This window comes from Micromonospora sp. CPCC 206171 (assembly GCF_036906755.1).
Taxonomy (GTDB): Bacteria; Actinomycetota; Actinomycetes; order Mycobacteriales; family Micromonosporaceae; genus Micromonospora; species Micromonospora purpureochromogenes.
This window is the reverse complement of record NZ_JBAKHT010000002.1, coordinates 58,544-74,527: the sequence shown is the minus strand read 5'-3', so window position 1 is coordinate 74,527 and position 15,984 is coordinate 58,544. Positions and strand designations below refer to the sequence as shown.

Below are 15,984 nucleotides of genomic sequence, written 5' to 3'. Positions count from 1 at the left end.
GAGCCCGGAGTCCGTAGCCGGGCGCCCGGAGCCCGGAGTCCGTGGCCGGGCGCCCGGAGCCCGGATTCCGTGGCCGGGCGAGCCGCCGACAGCCCGCTGGCCGGCAGCCGGCAACCTCGGTGGCGACTCGGCGAGTCGAACAGCCAGGTGAGCGGCGGATGGCGACGGCCCGGGCGCTTCCGGAAACCCCTCGCGGGGCGACCGGCCCGCCACTAGCCTGGCCGACATGTTCACGCACGCCCTGATCGACGTGGCCGCCGCGCCGGCCGTGCGGGGCCTCCTCCTGGTTGCCCGCCCGCGAGTCCGGCGCCCGGCCCTGGCCGGCCGGGACGCTCACCGCGCCTGACCTGACCTCCGCACCGTCGCCGACCGGTCCACCGACCGGTGCCCGTGCGTCGCGTCGCACCCGGCGTCGCCACGCCGCTGACCGCTGAACCTCGCGGTCGGCAGGCGCGCGTCCGCGTCCCCCGCCGAATCTCCAGGGTCGTCCGAGTCCCGATCCGCTCGGACAGGCCCGCCGTGCGCGCTGCCTGTCCGTACCCGTCGCCGACCGGCGACAGACAGGACGATCCCGTGGCGCCCCGCCGATCCCGCACCACCGCACGCGACCGGTCCCGTCGCGTACTGTCCCAGAACTTCCTGACCGAACCGGCCGCCGTCGCGCGGCTGGTCCGGGCCGCCCGGCCCGGCCCCGACGACCTGCTGCTGGAGGTCGGCGCGGGCCGCGGTCAACTGACCCGGCCGCTCGCCGCCCGCTGCGCGCGGCTGGTCGCGTACGAGGTCGACCCGGCCGCCGCCGGTGACCTGGCCGCCCTCGCCGCCCAACTGCCCCAGGTCAGCCACCGACAGGAGGACTTCCTCGCCGCGCCGCCGCCGGACGAGCCGTTCTCCGTGGTCGGCAACATCCCCTGGTCGCTGACGGCCGCGGTGGTCCGCTGGTGCCTGGCCGCCCCCGGCTTGCGGGCCGCGACGCTGCTCACCCAGCTGGAGTACGCCCGCAAGCGCACCGGCGACCACGGCCGGTGGAGCAGGCTGACCGTGCTCACCTGGCCGGAACACCACTGGCGGCTGGCCGGGCGGGTGCCCCGTGCCGCGTTCCGGCCGGTGCCCGGCGTCGACGGCGGGATCCTGCGGGTCGAGCGCCGCCCCGAGCCGCTGCTGCCCCCGGCGGCGCTGCCGGCGTACCGGAGGATGGTCGAGCTCGGGTTCGGCGGCGTCGGCGGCTCGCTCGCCGCCTCGCTGCGCACGGCGCACCCGCGCGGCCGGGTGGACGGCGCGCTACGGGCCGCCCGGCTCGACCCGGCCACGCCGGTCGGGCTGGTCTGGCCGGAGCAGTGGCTGGTCCTGTTCCGTCTGCTGCACGCCCGCGACCCACGCGATCGGCACCCACGGGCTCGGCTGCCGTGAGCCAGGCATGCTCAGGCGAGCGTGGCGAGCGCTTCGTGCAGCTCGGCGGGGTCGTTGAACTGTTCGGCGGGCAACGCCCGCAACATCTGCAACAGCTCGGTGCTGGCCCCGTTCTCCTGGCCCCAGCGGATCAGGTCCTCGCGGGAGACCGGGTAGTCCAGCCCGGCCAGGTAGTCCTGCAACTGCGCCCCGGTGACGGTCATGCCGCCCGGCTACCCGTCCTGCACGCCGGCACACCGGGTGATGGGGGTGAGACCGGGGCGGCCATCGACGTCCGCGGCCACGGTCCGAGTTTGGTCGCCGACCCGCCGGGTAGCCGCGGACATGCTGGTTCAGCGGCTCGGCGCGCCGAGCGACTTCGATCCGTTGCTGGCGCGCGTCGGGGACGCCCGGGTGGTGATGATCGGCGAGGCGACGCACGGCAACTACGACTACTACCGGCTCCGCGAGCAACTCACCCGCCGGCTCATCGCCGAGCACGGCTTCTCCTTCGTGGCGGTGGAGGGCGACTGGCCGGACTGCGACCGGGTGAACCGGTCGGTGACCGGCGCGCCCGGCGGCGCCGCCGACCCGCGGCTCGCGCTGGAATGCTTCGAACGCTGGCCCACCTGGATGTGGGCGAACGCCGAGGTGAACCGGTTCTGCCGCTGGTTGCGGGCCTGGAACATGGAACGCCCGGCGGGGGAGCGGGCCGGCTTCCACGGCCTGGACGTCTACAGCCTGTGGGAGTCCATGCAGGCCATCTTCGACTACCTCGGCGAGGAGGACCCGCAGTCGCTGGAGGCGGCGCAGGAGGCCTACCGCTGCTTCGAGCCGTACGGCAAGCAGCTCGAGGAGTACGGCGCTGCCAGCCGGTTCGTCTCCGCGCGCTGCGAGGAGGAGGTGGTGCGCCTGCTGGCGCGTACCCGGGAACACGCCGCCTCGGACGGCCCGGACGCCTTCGCGGCCTGGCAGAACGCGGAGGTGGTGGCCGGCGCGGAGCGCTACTACCGGACGATGGTGCGCGGCGGCCCGGAGTCGTGGAACGTGCGGGACATCCACATGACGGACACCCTGGACCGCCTGCTGGAGCACTACGGACCCCAGGCGCGGGGGATCGTCTGGGCGCACAACACGCACGTGGGGGACGCCCGGGCCACCGACATGGCCGCCGACGGGCTGGTGACCATCGGCCAGTTGGGCCGGGAACGGCTGGGCCGGGACGGCGTCGTGCTGGTCGGCTTCGGCAGCTACCGGGGCACGGTCGTCGCCGCGCCGCGCTGGGGTTCGCCGGCCGAGGCGATGGTGGTGCCGCCGGCCCGGGAGGGTTCGGTGGAGCGGCGACTGCACGAGCTGATGCCGGAGCGGGCCGTGCTGGTCTTCGGCGGTGCGGACGAGCCGGAGTGGATCACCGGCACCGTCGACCACCGGGCGATCGGGGTGGTCTACGACCCGACGTTCGAGTCCTGGGGCAACTACGTGCCGACCCGGCTGGCCGAGCGGTACGACGGATTCATCTGGTGCGACGAGACCACCGTGCTGCATCCGCTGCCCGCGCTGAGCGCGCTGGGTGAGATGGAGACCTACCCGGCCGGCGTGTAGGCCGGCCGGGCAGGCCCGTCCGTCAGGCGTCGACCGGCTCCCGGTCGAGGTGGGCGCGCAGCCCCTCACCCTCGATGTCCACGTTGGGCAGTGCCCGGTTCAGCCAGCGGGGCAGCCACCAGGCCGTCCGGTCGAGCAGCGACATCACCGCCGGCACGATGGTCATCCGCACCACGAACGCGTCGATGGCGACGCCGATCGCGAGCGCGAAGCCCATCGACTTGATCACCGGGTCGTCGAGGAAGACGAAGCCGCCGAAGACCGAGATCATGATCAGCGCGGCGGCGGTCACCACCCGGGCGCCGTGACCCATCCCGTTGATGGTGGCCTGACGCGGGGTGTCGCCGTGCACGAAGTCCTCCCGCATCCGGGAGACCAGGAAGACCTCGTAGTCCATGGCGAGCCCGAACAGGATGCCGATCAGCAGGATCGGCAGGAAGCTGATCAGCGGGCCCGGGGTGTCCAGCCCGACCAGATCCGCCAGGTGCCCCTGCTGGAACACCGCGACGGTGATGCCGAAGGTGGCGGCCACGGTGAGCAGGAAGCCCAGCGCCGCCTTGACCGGCACCAGGATAGAGCGGAACACCAGCATCAGCAGCAGGATCGACAGCCCGACGACGAGCAGCAGGTAGACCGGCAGCGCGTCGGAGAGCTTCTCGGAGACGTCGATGCCGATCGCGGTGACGCCGGTGAGCAGCACCTCCGCGTTGCCGATCGCGCCGACGCCGTCGCGGATGTCGTGGACCAGCGTCTCGGTGGCCGCGTCGGTCGGCCCGGTCCTGGGGATGACGCCGAGCAGCGCCGTCCGGCCGGAGGGGTCCACCTGCGGCGGGGCCACGGCCAGCACGCCCTCGGTGCGCTGGATCAGCGCGGTGACCTGCGGTACGGCCGCCGCGGTGTCCTGCGGGGAATCCGAGGTGACCACCACGGCGAGCCGGCCGGTGAAGCCGGGCCCGAAGCCTTCGCGGATGACGTCGCTGCTGACCCGGGCCGCGCTGCCCTCGGGCGCGGTGGCCGCGTCCGGCAGGGCCAGCCGCATGTCCTGCGCCGGCAGCGCGAGCAGCCCGAGGCCGAGCAGCCCGACCAGGATGACCGGGATCCGCAGCCTGGTGACCCAGTGCGCCCAGCGGAAGCCGAAGCCGGAGCGGTCCTCCGCCGCCGGGGTGTCGCCGGCGGCCGGTGCGGCCTCGGCCCGACGCAGCTTGCGGGGGAGCACCTTGCGGCCGGCGAAGCCGAGCAGCGCCGGCTGGAGCGTGATCGCGACGAGCACCGCCACGGTGACGGTACCGGCGGCGGCCAGCCCCATCACGGTGAGGAAGGGGATGTTGACCACGGCCAGGCCGGCCAGCGCGATGACCACGGTGGCGCCGGCGAAGACGACGGCGGAGCCGGCGGTGCCCACGGCCCGGCCGACCGCCTCGTCCGGCTCCAGCCCGTCGAGCAGGTTCTGCCGGTGCCGGGAGGTGATGAAGAGCGAGTAGTCGATGCCGACGGCCAGGCCGAGCATCAGGGCCAGGATGGGTGCGGTGCTGGTCAGCTCGACCGCGCCGCTGAGCGCGTACAGGCCGGCCATACCGACGGCGACGCCGATCAGGGCATTGAGCATGGTCATCCCGGCGGCGACCAGCGAGCCGAACGTGACGATCAGGACGATCGCGGCGACCAGCACGCCCAGCGCCTCGGTGGAGCCGACCTCCGGCTCGGTGTTGAGCACCTCACCCCCGGGCGCGATCTGCCAGCCCTGCGCCTCGGCCTGCGCGCCGACCTTCTCGTACGCCTCGCGCTGCTCGTCGGTTACCTCGTCGGCGCCCGTCGCGAACTGCACCTGCACCAGGGCGTACCGGCCGTTGGGGGAGACCGCCTGGACCTGGAACGGGTCGACGGCGCCGACCACGCCGGGCAGGGTCGCGGCCTCCTGTACGACGCCCTTGACCAGCGTCTGCCCCTCGGGCGTGGCGAGCTGGCCGTCCGTCGGCGCCTTGACCGCGATGGTCCCGGTGGCGCCGCTGGCCGCCGGGAACCGCTCGGCCAGCAGGTCCAGCGCCTGCTGCGACTCGGTTCCGGGCATGGTGAAGTTGCTCGCCGTCGGGCCGCGCAGGGTCGCCGCGGCGAAACCGAGGCCGACGAGTACGACGAGCCAGACGGCGACGACGAGTCGCCGGTGGCGCAATGAGGCCCGGCCGAGCCGGTACAGCAGGGTCGCCATCAGATCCTTGTCCTCATTCGGGGTTGGGTGGGTCGAGCGGTGGCAGCGCCCGGGTGGCGATCGCCAGCAGGGCGGGGCGCAACTCGTCGTCGGGCACGTCGACGAACTCGGCGCACGCCTCCGGCACCCCGGCCAGCACGACCATCGCCGCGATCCGGCCGCCCGGGCCCTCGCAATGCCCCGCGAGCGCGTCGAGCAGCCGTTCGGAGATGCGCTGGACGTGGGCGAAGGCCGGTTGCGCCAGCAGTTCGGGGAACTCGCCGCGCAGCAGCGCGATCTCCCGCCGGAAGCGGACCGCGAGGTCCACGAAGCCCTCGGCGGCGGCGCGCTGGGCGGCGGCGCCGTCGAGGGCGGCGATCCGTTCGTCGAGCTGGCGCAGCACCTCGAGCGGCCTGGCCATCAGCTCGGCGAGCAGGGCTTCCTTGCTGGCGAAGTGGTAGAGCACGGCCGCCTTGGAACAGCCCACCTCACGGGCGATGTCCTGCAACGAGGTGCCCTTGTAGCCGGTCGCCGCGAACCGCCGTGCCGCCGCGGCCAGGATTTCGCCATGGGTCTGCGGGGTCGTCCGTGCCATGCGTTCCAGCATGCCTGACCGATCGGTCAGAGCCTGACCGATCGGTCAGACTCCTCGGGTGGCGTTCGCCACACCGGTCACTCCCCGGCGCCGTCCACCCCGCCGGTCCAGCCGGCCAGCCACTCGCCGGACCAGGTCAGCGTCCCGGCCCGCAGGTCGGCGGCGAGGCCGCGGACCCACTCCAGCTCGGTGCGCAGCAGTGCCAGCCGGTACTCGTCCTCGACCAGGAAGAGCCGCGGCAGGTCGACCCGGGCCAGGACGGCCTCGCGTTCGCGCAGGCGCGCGGCGAGGGTCTCGGCGCGTCGTTCGAGCTGCCGGGCCGCCTCGGCCGGCGGCAGCAGCGGCAGGAAGGAGAGCGCGGCGGGGAACTCGGGGAACTCGCGCGCCGGGGTGGCCAGCGCCTCGGCCAGCCAGCCGTCCAGCGTCCGCCGGCCGGCGTCGGTCAGTTCGTAGACCGTGCGTTCCGGCCGCCGCTCGTCCCGGGCGGTGTGGCTGACCCGCACCAGCTCGTCGCGCCGCAGCCGCTCGATGGCCTGGTAGATGCTGTTGCGCTGCGCGACGTTGACCACGTCCTGCTTCTCGCGCTCCTGGATGAGCTGCTGCATCCGGTACGCGTGCATCGGCTGCTCGACCAGGAGGGCGAGCACCATCATCGCCAGCGGTGAGTGGCGGTGTGCGCGGGCGGCCATGGCCTCACCTTAGGTGACGGTCTTCCCTGTGATAGTCATTCTATGTATAGTCATGCCATGACTAAGACATTGATCATCGGTGGCGGTATCGCGGGCCCGGTCGCCGCCCTCGCCCTGCGCCGCGCCGGCATCGACTCGGTGATCCACGAGGCGTACGAGCGGGACGCGGTCGGCGTCGGCTCCTTCCTGACCCTCTCGGTCAACGGGATGGACGCGCTGCGGGCGATCGGCCTGGACGAGCTGGTCGCCGGGCTCGGCCACCCGACTCCCCGGATGGCGATGTTCAACCACCAGGGTCGCCGGCTGGGCGAGTTCGGCACCAGCGGCACCCGTACCCGGGGGCGGGGCAGCACCACGGTGCGGCGGTCCGACCTCTACCGGGCGCTGCGGGACGAGGCCGCCCGGCAGGGCGTACCGGTCGTGCACGGCGCCCGGCTGGTCGCGGCCGAGCCGACCGGGGCGGGCGTACGGGCCCGCTTCGCCGACGGCCGGAGCGCCGAGGGTGACCTGCTGATCGGCGCGGACGGGCTGCGCTCGCGGACCCGGGAGATCATCGACCCGGCGGCGCCTGCGCCCCGCTACGTCCCGCTGCTCAACGCCAGTGGCTTCACCCGCGGCCTGGGGCTGCCCGGCGAGCCGGGCGTGATGAACATGGTCTTCGGTCGGCGGTGCTTCTTCTGCTGGATCCCGGTGGGCGACGACGAGATCTGGTGGTTCGCAAACCCGCCCCAGCCGGCGGAGCTGACCCCGGACCAGCTCGCCGCCATCGGCCCGGAGGAGTCGCGCGCCCGGCTGCGCGCCCTCTTCGCGGGCGACGCCGGACCGGCCCTGCGCATCGTCGAGGCCACCGACCCGATCCGGTACGGCTGGCCCACCTACGACCTGCCGTCGCTGCCGATCTGGCACCGCGACCGGATGATCGTCATCGGTGACGCGGCGCACACCGCCGCCCCCTCCTCCGGGCAGGGCGCGGCGATGGCGTTCGAGGACGCGGTGACGCTGGCCCGGTGCCTGCGCGACCTGCCCGAGGTGCCGGCCGCGTTCACCGCGTACGAGCGGCTGCGCCGGGAGCGGGTCGAGCGGGTGGTGGCGCAGGGGCGGCGCAACAGCGGCACCAAGGCCGCCGGTCCGCTCGCCCGGCTGGTGCGGGACGTCGCCCTGCCCCTGTACGCCAGGCGGATGGCGAAGACCGGCGGCTCCTCCCTCGCCTGGCTCTACGACCACCACGTCGAGTGGGACGCGCCGGTCGCCGCCGGCGTCACTGCGCCGCGTGCTCCCGGTCGTACGCGGCCCGCGCCTCGCTGATCGCCCCGCGGTGCCGTTCGGCCCAGTCGGTGAGCGCCACCAGCGACTCGTAGAGCTCCAGGGCCATCGGGGTGGCGGTGTACTCCACCTTCGGCGGCACGGTCGGGTACACCCGCCGGTGCAGCAGGCCGTCGCGCTCCAGGTTGCGCAGGGTGAGGGTCAGCATCCGCCGGCTGATCCCCTCCACCTGTCGTTCCAGTTCGGTGAAGCGGACCGGCCCCTTGGCGGCCGCCACCAGGATGCCGATGCTCCACTTGCCACCGACCCGGTCCAGCGCCTCGCGGACCGTGCAGGCGCGGGCCTGGGCGCGTCCGATGGACACACAGCTGTTCCCCTGGGACACCAAAGTGCCTCCTTCCGCTCGGTCTGATGGTCACAGACGATGGCCTTGGTAACAAACCGTGCACCAAGGAGACGTCGATGACGAACCGATGGGCGGCGCTGCTCGTGCTCTGCGCCGGCAGCCTGATGATCATTCTGGACGGGAGCATCGTCGCGGTGGCCCTGCCCGCCATCCAACGCGACCTCGGCTTCGCGGCCGCCGACCTGCCCTGGGTGGTCAACGCCTACCTGGTCGCGTTCGGCGGGCTGCTGCTGCTCGCCGGGCGGCTCGGCGACCTGGCCGGCCGCCGCCGGGTGTTCCTCGCCGGGGTCGCCCTGTTCACCCTCGCCTCGGTGGCCTGCGCGCTGGCCGGCGACCCGACCACCCTGGTCGTCGCCCGCTTCCTCCAGGGCGCCGGTGGGGCGCTCACCACCGCGGTCGGCCTCGGCATGGTCGTCGGGCTCTTCCCCGCGCCCGCCGAGCGGGCCCGGGCCATCGCCGTGTTCAGCTTCACCGGCGCGGCCGGCGCCTCGGTCGGCCTGCTGGCCGGCGGGTTCCTCACCGAGCTGGCCGGTTGGCCGGCGATCTTCCTGATCAACCTGCCGATCGGCCTGCTCATCGTGGGCGGTGCGATCCGGTGGGTGCCGGCAGATCGGGGCATCGGGCTGCGGGCCGGCCTCGACCTGCCCGGCGCGGCGCTGGTCACCGCCGGCCTGATGGCCACCGTGGTGGCGATCGTGGGCGCCGGCGAGCACGGCTGGACGTCCCCGCGCACCCTCGCCGCCGCGCTGCTGGCCGGGGCGCTGCTCGGCGCGTTCGCGCTCCGGCAGGCGGTCGCCGCCACCCCGCTGCTGCCGCCCCGGGTGCTGCGCACGCCGGACCTGGTCGCCGCGAACCTGGTCCAGTTCCTCACCATCGCCGCGTTCTTCGGCTTCCAGTTCCTGCTGGCGCTGGAACTCCAGCTCGTGCTGGGCCTGGCGCCGGCCGCCACCGGGCTGGCCTTCCTGCCCACCCCGGTGGTGATCGCCGTGGTCGCGCTCGGCCTCGCCGGACGGCTGATCGCCCGGTTCGGCGGCCGGGCGGTGCTGCTCACCGGGCTGGCGCTCGCCGTACCCGGGTTCCTGCTGCTGGCCCGGCTGCCGGTGGACGGCGACTACCCGACCGACGTGCTCCCGGCGATCCTCGTCTTCGGCCTGGCCGGCGGGCTGACCCTGCCCGCGGTCACCACCCTCGCCATGGCGGGCGCGGACCCGGCCGACGCCGGCCTCGCCTCCGGGCTGGCCAACACCACCCAGCAGGTCGGCGGCGCGCTCGGGTTGGCCACGCTGGCCACCCTGGCCGCCCACCGCACCGAGGTGCTGGGCGCCGCCGGCCGGGCCGGGTCCGACGCCCTCGCCGCCGGCTACCGCGCCGCGTTCGCCGCCGCGGCCGCCCTGGTCGCCGCCGCGCTGCTGGTCGCCCTGGTGGCGCTGCGCCGAGGTCAGGGCCGGGTGGCGACGGTACGCAGCACCGTGGCCAGCTCGTCCAGTGCGGCCGGATAGCGGTACGCGGGCGGGGTGGCGTACCCGACGACCAGCCCCGGCGGGCCCGCCCCGGGGCGGTGCCGGTGGGCGTCCAGCCCGGTCAGCGCCAGTCCCCGGGCGGCCGCGGCGGCCAGCACCTCCGCCTCGGTCGGCCCGCCCGGCGGCAGCGCGACGGTGGCGTGCAGCCCGGCGGCGACCCCGCCGACGGCCACCCACCCGGCCAGCCGTTCCAGCAGCAGGTCACGCCGCTGCCGGTAGCGGCGGCGGACGGTGCGCACCTGGCGGTCGTACCCGTGACTGGTGATCAGGTCGGCGAGCGCGAGCTGCCCGACCACCTCGGTCTGCACGTCCAGGTGGCGCTTGGCCTCCACCACCGGCTCGACCAGCCGGGCCGGCAGCACCAGCCAGGCCAGCCGCAACGCCGGGCCGAGGGTCTTCGCCGCGGTGCCGACGTAGGCGACCTGCTCCGGAGCCATGCCCTGCACCGCGCCGACTGGCTGCCGGTCGTAGCGGAACTCGCCGTCGTAGTCGTCCTCCACCACCAGGGCGGCGGCGTCCCGGGCCCAGCCGGTCAGCGCGTGCCGGCGCTCCGGGCGCAGCGTCACCCCGGTCGGGTACTGGTGGGCCGGGGTGACCACCGCCGCCGCCACCTCGGCCAGCTCCCCGACGCCGAGCAGATCGGTGCGGGCCCCGCCGTCGTCCGCCGGCAGCGGGAGCACCCGGCCGCCCTGGCGGCGCACCACCTCGCGGTGGAAGGGCAACCCCGGGTCCTCCATCGCCACCGTCGGCGCGCCGGCCTCGGCCAGCACCGTGGTCAGCAGCACCAGCGCCTGGACGTACCCGCTGGTGACGACGATCCGCTCGGGATCGGCCAGCACGCCGCGGGCCCGGCCCAGGTAGCCGGCGAGCGCGGCCCGCAGCTCGGCCCGCCCGCGGGGATCGCCGTAGCCGTACGCGCTCGCCGGGGCGACGGCCAGCGCCCGGCGGGTGGCCCGCAGCCAGGCGGTGACCGGGAAAGCGCCCACGTCCGGGCTGCCCGGCCGCAGGTCGTACCGGGGCGCGGCCGGACCGGGCGTCGGCGGGGCGGCCGGCGGCCCGGCCGGCCGCAGCGGGCTCACCTCGGTGCCGGAGCCGACCCGGGCCACCAGCCAGCCCTCGGCGACGAGCTGGTCGTACGCCGCGCTGACCGTGCCCCGGGCCAGGCCCAGCTCGGCGGCGAGCGCCCGGGTCGCGGGCAGCCGCGTCGACGGCGGCAGCCGGCCGTCCCGGATGGCCGCGCGCAGCGCGCGTTCCAGCCCGGCCCGCCGGCCGCCGCTGGCGTCCAGCTCCAAGTGCAGGTCGACGCCGAAACCGGCCCAGTCCATCGGCACGGGATTGGAGCTTAGGGGTGGGCCACCCGCCGGCCGAGAATCGACCCATGACGTCGACCCGTTCCGCCGCCGTGCTGCGCGCCCTGCACCGCCCCGGCGACCCGCTGATCCTGCCGAACGCCTGGGACGCCGGCTCCGCCCGCGCCGTCGCCGCCGCGGGCTTCCCCGCCGTCGCCACCAGCAGCGCCGCCGTGGCGGAATCGCTCGGCCACACCGACGGCGAGGCCACCCCGGTGGCCGAGATGCTCGCCGCGGTGGCCCGGGTCGTCCGGGCCGTCGAGGTGCCGGTCACCGCCGACCTGGAGCGGGGCTACGGCCTGCCGCCGGCCGAACTGGTCGAGCGGCTGCTCGCCACCGGGGCGGCCGGACTCAACCTGGAGGACTCCGAACCGGGTACCGGACGGCTGCGCGAGGTGGACGAGCAGGCCGACCTGCTCGCCGCCGTCCGCGCGGCGGCCGGGCCGGACCTGGTGGTCAACGCCCGGGTGGACGTCTTCCTGCGCGCCGCCGGCGATCCGGCCGGCGCGTTCGACGAGGCGGTCCGCCGGGCCGATCGCTACCGCGCCGCCGGCGCCGACTGCGTCTACCCGATCCTGCTGGCCGACCCGGAGCTGGTCGGGCGGTTCGTCGCAGCGGTCGACGGGCCGGTGAACGTGCTGCTGCGCCCCGGCACGCCCGGGGTCGGGGAACTGGCCCGCCTCGGCGTGGCCCGGATCAGCCTCGGCTCCGGCGTGTACGCCGCCGCCCGGGCCCGGGCCGCCGGGCTGCTCGACGCGCTGCGCGGCGGTGGCGACCCGTTCGCGGGCTGACCGCCGCGTCGGCTTGCGGCGGCACGACGCAGCCGGGAAGGTGGGCTGATGAGCGGGGCGGAGGAGACCCGGGACGGGGTCGGGCTGACCAACCTGGACCAACCGCTGCTCGCCGGCGGTGACGTCACCAAGCGGGACCTGGTCGACTACCTGGACGCCGTGCGCGAGCGCATCCTGCCCGGCCTGCGCGACCGGCCGCTCTCGGTGATCCGGCTGCTGCGCGGGCAGGACCCGTTCATGCAGAAGAACCTGCCGAAATACACCCCGGACTGGGTGCGCCGCACCTCCGTCTGGGCGGAGGCGTCCCACCGGCAGGTGTCGTACGCCCTCTGCGACGACCGGCGCACCCTGCTCTGGTTCGCCAACCAGCGGGCGATCGAGTACCATCCGACGCTGAGCACGCTGGCGCACCCCGAGCACCCGACCCACCTGGTGCTCGACCTCGACCCGCCGGAGGGAGAGCCGTTCGGGCTGGTCGTCCGGGCCGCCGCGCTGGTGCGGCGGGCGCTCGACGACGTCGGCCTGGCCGGGGCGGTGAAGACCAGCGGGGCGAAGGGCGTGCACGTCTTCGTACCGGTCGACCCGGCGACCACCGCCGAGGAGGCGGCCGCCGCCACCCGGGCCCTCGCCGTGCACGCCGAACGGCTCGACCCCGCCCTGGCCACCACGGCCTTCATCCGGGAGGACCGGGGTGGCCGGGTCTTCGTCGACGCGACCCGGGCCGGCGGGGCGACCGTGGTGGCCACGTACAGCCCCCGGGTCCGGCCCGGCCTGCCGGTCTCCTTCCCGGTGGCCTGGGACGACCTCGACGGCATCACCCCGGCCGACTTCACGGTGCGGACGGTGCCGGCGCTGGTGGCCGACCGGGACCCGTGGGCCGACGCGCTGCCGGCCCCGCAGCGGCTCCCGGCCGACCTGGTCGCCGAGGGGCGGACCATCCCGGTGGCCCGGGTGCAGGCCATGCACGAGGGGAAACGCCGGGCCCGGGCCCGACGGGCGGCCGGCTGACCCGGGTCGCGCCGACGATCCGACGGCGCTGGTCGAGGTCCGGCCGGCGAACGAGTTGTCCGGGGGGTTTGCGGTGACCGCACACGACGCCGAGGTCCACGGATACGGGCCTCACGACTACGACGCGCTCTACCGCGACGCCGCCGGCTCGGGCGGGCCGCCCTGGGACATCGGCGGTCCGCAGCCGGCCCTCGCGGCGGTGCTCGACCGCGGGGTGAAGGGTCCGAAGGTGCTCGACATCGGCTGCGGCCCCGGTGATCTCGCGATCGCCCTCGCCCGCCGCGGCTACCAGGTGACGGCGGTCGACATCTCGCGCGTGGCGATCGACATGGCCCGCGCCAAGGCCGCCCGCGAGGGCCTGACGGTGCGCTTCGAGGTGCAGGACGCCACGGATCTGTCGTTGCCGTCGGCACCGTTCGACTCGGTGTTCGACTCCGGTCTGCTGCACAGTCTCCATCGGCGCGGCGGCGGCGCGGTGGAGGCGTACCTCGCGCTGCTGCCGGGCCTCGCCGCGCCGGGCGCGACCGTCTTCGTCCTGGCGGTTGCCTTCGCTGCGGACCAGGGCTGGGGCGTCACCGAGGAGTTGCTGCGGGCGGGCTTCGCCGAGCCGCAGTGGGTCGACACGGAGATCGAGGAGATCGACGTGGCCGCGGAGACCGGCGGCCGGCCGCTCTCGCTGCCCGGCTTCCTGTTCCGGGCGGTCCGCGCCTCCGACACCTAGCCGGCGGCGCCGGCGTGCAGCGGGTCCGCCAGGAGCGTGTCGAAGGCCAGTTCGGCCGCGCCGATCAGGGCGGCGTCGCGGCCGAGCGCCGCCGCGCGCAGGTGCACGATCTCGCGGCAGGGCGGCAGGACCATCGTGTCCAGGCGGCGGCGGACGGTGCCCGCACCGGCGAGGTAGATCTCGCGCAGCGAGCCGCCGAACACCACGGTGTTCGGGTTGACCACGTTGACCAGGTTGGCCACGCCGAACCCGAGCCAGTCGGCGACCCGCTCCACGGCCGCCACCGCCGGCTGCTCCCCGGCCGCCGCCGCGCGCAGGACCTCGGCGACCGCGTCCGGGTCGCCCGGCTCCCGGCCGGCGTGCCGCAGCAGCGCCGCCTCGCCGATCTCGGTCTCCCAGCAGCCGCGTGAGCCGCACCCGCAGGGCAGGCCGTCCGGGTTGACCACCATGTGGCCGACCTTGCCGCTGCGCCCGCGGTGGCCGAGCACCAGCCGGCCGCCACTGATGATGCCGGCGCTGACGCCCAGGTCACCGTGCAGGTAGACGACGTCGTTGACCCCCGCCGCCACGCCCCGGACGTGCTCGGCGAGGGCGGCGATGTCGGCCAGGTCGCCGGTGACGAACCGGGGGCCGGCCGCGAACTCCGCGCTGAGCGCGGCGTGCAGCGTCTCGTCGGCGCCGCCGATCCGGATCCGGCCGTCGGCGTCGCGGGTCGTGTCGACCACGGCGACCGCGCCGCCGGCCAGCAGCGCGTCACCGGGTACGGCGCGTTCCATGTCGCGGACGAGGTCGGCCAGCGGGGCGACGGCGTCGGGGGCGGCCATTCCGGACGGCCGGTCGACCTCACGCAGGTCCAGGATGCGGCCGCCGAGGCCGACGCGGGCGGCGCGCAGCCGGTCGGCCTCGATGCTCAGCGCGTGCGCGTAGACGCGGTCGGAGCGGGGGCTGACCACCAGCGAGGGGCGGCCGGCGCGGCGGGCGGTGGTGGGCGCCTCCTCGGTCACCAGGCCGGCGGCGGCGAGGTCGGCGGCGAGCGCGCCGATGGTGCTCCGGTTGAGCCGGAGCCGACCGGTCAGCTCGGCGCGGGTGGTCGGGCCGTGCACGTGGACGTAGCGCAGCACGGCGCCGAGGTTCTGCCGGCGGATCTCCTCCTGGCTGGCGCCGGGCGCCGAGGTTGGCAGGAGGTCCGGGTTGCGGCCCTGCCGGGGTGGCCCGGACCGCATGGGTGTCGCCACGGTCAGGCCGCCTCCCGGTCGGTTGGTTGATGCGTTGCTGCCGGGGAGTACAACGAAGGGTCCCGGAAACGGACTTCCGGGACCCGACGTCGTGACTACCCTGACGGTGCTTACTTGGTGAGCGGCGCCAGCTTCGGGTCGTTCGCGTACGCCTCGGCCGCGTTCGCCTTGGTCACGGCGACCGGCGGGAGCAGGTACGTGTCGACGACCTTGCTGCCGTTGTTGTACGACTTGGTGTCGTTGATCTCCGGCTTGTCACCGGCCTGGAGGGACTTCACCATCGCGATGGTCTGCTTGACCAGGTTCCGGGTGTCCTTGTTGATCGTCATGTACTGCTCGCCAGCCATGATCGACTTGACCGACTCGACCTCGGAGTCCTGACCGGTCACGACCGGGATCGGCTTGCCGGCACCCTTGATCGAGGTGATGATCGCGCGGGCCAGCGTGTCGTTCGGGGAGAGGACGCCGTCCAGCTGCTTGCTGCCGTAGGTCGAGGTCAGCAGCTGGTCCATGCGGGCCTGCGCACCCTCGGCCTTCCAGCCCTGGATGGCGGTCTGCTTGACGTCGGTCTGCTTCGAGGCGACGACGACGTTGCCCTTGTCGATCTCCGGCTTGAGCACGCTCATCGCGCCGTTGAAGAAGACACCGGCGTTGTTGTCGTCCGGCGAACCGGAGAACAGCTCGATGTTGTACGGGCCGTTCGGCTTCTTGGCCTTCATGCCGTCCAGCAGGGCCTGGCCCTGGAGCTGGCCGACCTTGAAGTTGTCGAACGCGACGTAGTAGTCGAGGTCCGGGGTGTTGGTGATCAGGCGGTCGTACGCGATGACCTTCGCGCCGGCCTGGTGCGCCGCGGCGACCTGGGTCGACAGCTGCGCGGCGTCGGTCGCGCCGATGACGATGACCTTGGCGCCCTTGGTCACCATGGCGGTGATCTGGGCCTGCTGGTCGGCAACGGTGGTCGACGCGCCGGCGTACTGCACGTCGCTCTTGAAGCCGGCCTCCTTCAGGCCGTTGGTGAACAGGTCACCGGCGAGGACCCAGTTCTCCGAGGTCTTCGACGGCAGGGCGACGCCGATCAGGCTGTCGGCCGCGAAACCCTTGGTCGGGGTGTCCGAGCCGCCGGACTCACCGTCACGGCCGGAGCCGCAGCCGGTCAGGGCCAGCGTCGCGATGGCGCCGATGGCCACCGTCTTGGCAAGCAGATTACGCATGAGAGGGTAATGCCCTTCTTCAG

Annotated in this window: 15 protein-coding genes; 7 read left to right on the top strand and 8 right to left on the bottom strand. The window is 74.6% G+C overall.

The features are described from left to right. The first annotated feature begins 573 nt into the window (after positions 1 to 573). The gene (erm, locus tag V6U89_RS03050; RefSeq protein WP_334569048.1) at positions 574 to 1,407 is read left to right on the top strand and encodes an ErmE/ErmH/ErmO/ErmR family 23S rRNA (adenine(2058)-N(6))-methyltransferase; all 834 of its coding nucleotides are present in this window, start codon (positions 574 to 576) and stop codon (positions 1,405 to 1,407) included. 11 nt (positions 1,408 to 1,418) lie between these two features. Here the strand turns inward: erm and V6U89_RS03045 are convergent, their stop codons facing one another. Further along, entirely contained in the window at positions 1,419 to 1,610 is a 192-nt protein-coding gene (locus tag V6U89_RS03045) for a DUF2795 domain-containing protein (protein ID WP_334569047.1), read from the bottom strand. A 121-nt stretch (positions 1,611 to 1,731) separates the two neighbouring features. Between V6U89_RS03045 and V6U89_RS03040 the strand changes: the two genes are divergently transcribed. Beyond that, positions 1,732 to 2,988, top strand: a complete 1,257-nt coding sequence (locus V6U89_RS03040; protein ID WP_334569046.1) for an erythromycin esterase family protein — start codon at positions 1,732 to 1,734, stop codon at positions 2,986 to 2,988. 22 nt (positions 2,989 to 3,010) lie between these two features. Here V6U89_RS03040 and V6U89_RS03035 read toward each other — a convergent pair whose 3' ends face one another. The 3 genes from V6U89_RS03035 to V6U89_RS03025 all read right to left on the bottom strand — a co-directional run bounded on the left by V6U89_RS03035 (position 3,011) and on the right by V6U89_RS03025 (position 6,457). Next, positions 3,011 to 5,194: an MMPL family transporter gene (locus V6U89_RS03035; RefSeq protein WP_334569045.1), complete on the bottom strand. Its 2,184-nt coding sequence runs from the start codon at positions 5,192 to 5,194 to the stop codon at positions 3,011 to 3,013. 13 nt (positions 5,195 to 5,207) lie between these two features. Then, positions 5,208 to 5,768, bottom strand: a complete 561-nt coding sequence (locus V6U89_RS03030) for a TetR/AcrR family transcriptional regulator (protein ID WP_154942242.1) — start codon at positions 5,766 to 5,768, stop codon at positions 5,208 to 5,210. A 77-nt stretch (positions 5,769 to 5,845) separates the two neighbouring features. Beyond that, positions 5,846 to 6,457, bottom strand: a complete 612-nt coding sequence (locus tag V6U89_RS03025) for a PadR family transcriptional regulator (protein WP_334569044.1) — start codon at positions 6,455 to 6,457, stop codon at positions 5,846 to 5,848. A 57-nt stretch (positions 6,458 to 6,514) separates the two neighbouring features. Between V6U89_RS03025 and V6U89_RS03020 the strand changes: the two genes are divergently transcribed. Further along, on the top strand, positions 6,515 to 7,762 hold the full coding sequence (locus tag V6U89_RS03020) for an FAD-dependent oxidoreductase (RefSeq protein WP_334569042.1): 1,248 nt from the start codon (positions 6,515 to 6,517) through the stop codon (positions 7,760 to 7,762). On the opposite strand, the gene V6U89_RS03015 is transcribed toward V6U89_RS03020, so the two are convergent. Continuing rightward, positions 7,716 to 8,084 (bottom strand): winged helix-turn-helix transcriptional regulator, encoded by a 369-nt coding sequence (locus V6U89_RS03015; RefSeq protein WP_179801629.1) that lies wholly within the window; start codon positions 8,082 to 8,084, stop codon positions 7,716 to 7,718. The two genes, V6U89_RS03020 and V6U89_RS03015, sit on opposite strands and share 47 nt — an antisense overlap. Before the next feature lie 98 nt (positions 8,085 to 8,182). On the opposite strand from V6U89_RS03015, the gene V6U89_RS03010 reads away from it, so the two are divergent. Then, the gene (locus V6U89_RS03010; RefSeq protein WP_334569040.1) at positions 8,183 to 9,625 is read left to right on the top strand and encodes an MFS transporter; all 1,443 of its coding nucleotides are present in this window, start codon (positions 8,183 to 8,185) and stop codon (positions 9,623 to 9,625) included. On the opposite strand, the gene pdxR is transcribed toward V6U89_RS03010, so the two are convergent. Beyond that, positions 9,565 to 10,971, bottom strand: coding sequence for a MocR-like pyridoxine biosynthesis transcription factor PdxR (gene pdxR / locus V6U89_RS03005; RefSeq protein WP_334569403.1), 1,407 nt, complete (start codon positions 10,969 to 10,971; stop codon positions 9,565 to 9,567). The genes V6U89_RS03010 and pdxR overlap by 61 nt on opposite strands. Before the next feature lie 53 nt (positions 10,972 to 11,024). Here pdxR and V6U89_RS03000 point away from each other — a divergent pair, with 53 nt between their 5' ends. The 3 genes from V6U89_RS03000 to V6U89_RS02990 all read left to right on the top strand — a co-directional run bounded on the left by V6U89_RS03000 (position 11,025) and on the right by V6U89_RS02990 (position 13,515). Further along, the gene (locus tag V6U89_RS03000) at positions 11,025 to 11,786 is read left to right on the top strand and encodes an isocitrate lyase/PEP mutase family protein (protein WP_334569039.1); all 762 of its coding nucleotides are present in this window, start codon (positions 11,025 to 11,027) and stop codon (positions 11,784 to 11,786) included. Positions 11,787 to 11,834: 48 nt separating this feature from the next. Next, positions 11,835 to 12,794 (top strand): non-homologous end-joining DNA ligase, encoded by a 960-nt coding sequence (ligD, locus tag V6U89_RS02995; RefSeq protein WP_442933855.1) that lies wholly within the window; start codon positions 11,835 to 11,837, stop codon positions 12,792 to 12,794. A gap of 73 nt (positions 12,795 to 12,867) precedes the next feature. Beyond that, the gene (locus tag V6U89_RS02990) at positions 12,868 to 13,515 is read left to right on the top strand and encodes a class I SAM-dependent methyltransferase (protein WP_334569038.1); all 648 of its coding nucleotides are present in this window, start codon (positions 12,868 to 12,870) and stop codon (positions 13,513 to 13,515) included. Here the strand turns inward: V6U89_RS02990 and V6U89_RS02985 are convergent. Both V6U89_RS02985 and V6U89_RS02980 read right to left on the bottom strand, forming a co-directional pair. Further along, positions 13,512 to 14,738 (bottom strand): ROK family protein, encoded by a 1,227-nt coding sequence (locus V6U89_RS02985; protein WP_442933864.1) that lies wholly within the window; start codon positions 14,736 to 14,738, stop codon positions 13,512 to 13,514. The two genes, V6U89_RS02990 and V6U89_RS02985, sit on opposite strands and share 4 nt — an antisense overlap. A 122-nt stretch (positions 14,739 to 14,860) precedes the next feature. After that, positions 14,861 to 15,961, bottom strand: coding sequence for a sugar-binding protein (locus V6U89_RS02980; protein ID WP_334569036.1), 1,101 nt, complete (start codon positions 15,959 to 15,961; stop codon positions 14,861 to 14,863). Positions 15,962 to 15,984: the final 23 nt, after the last annotated feature.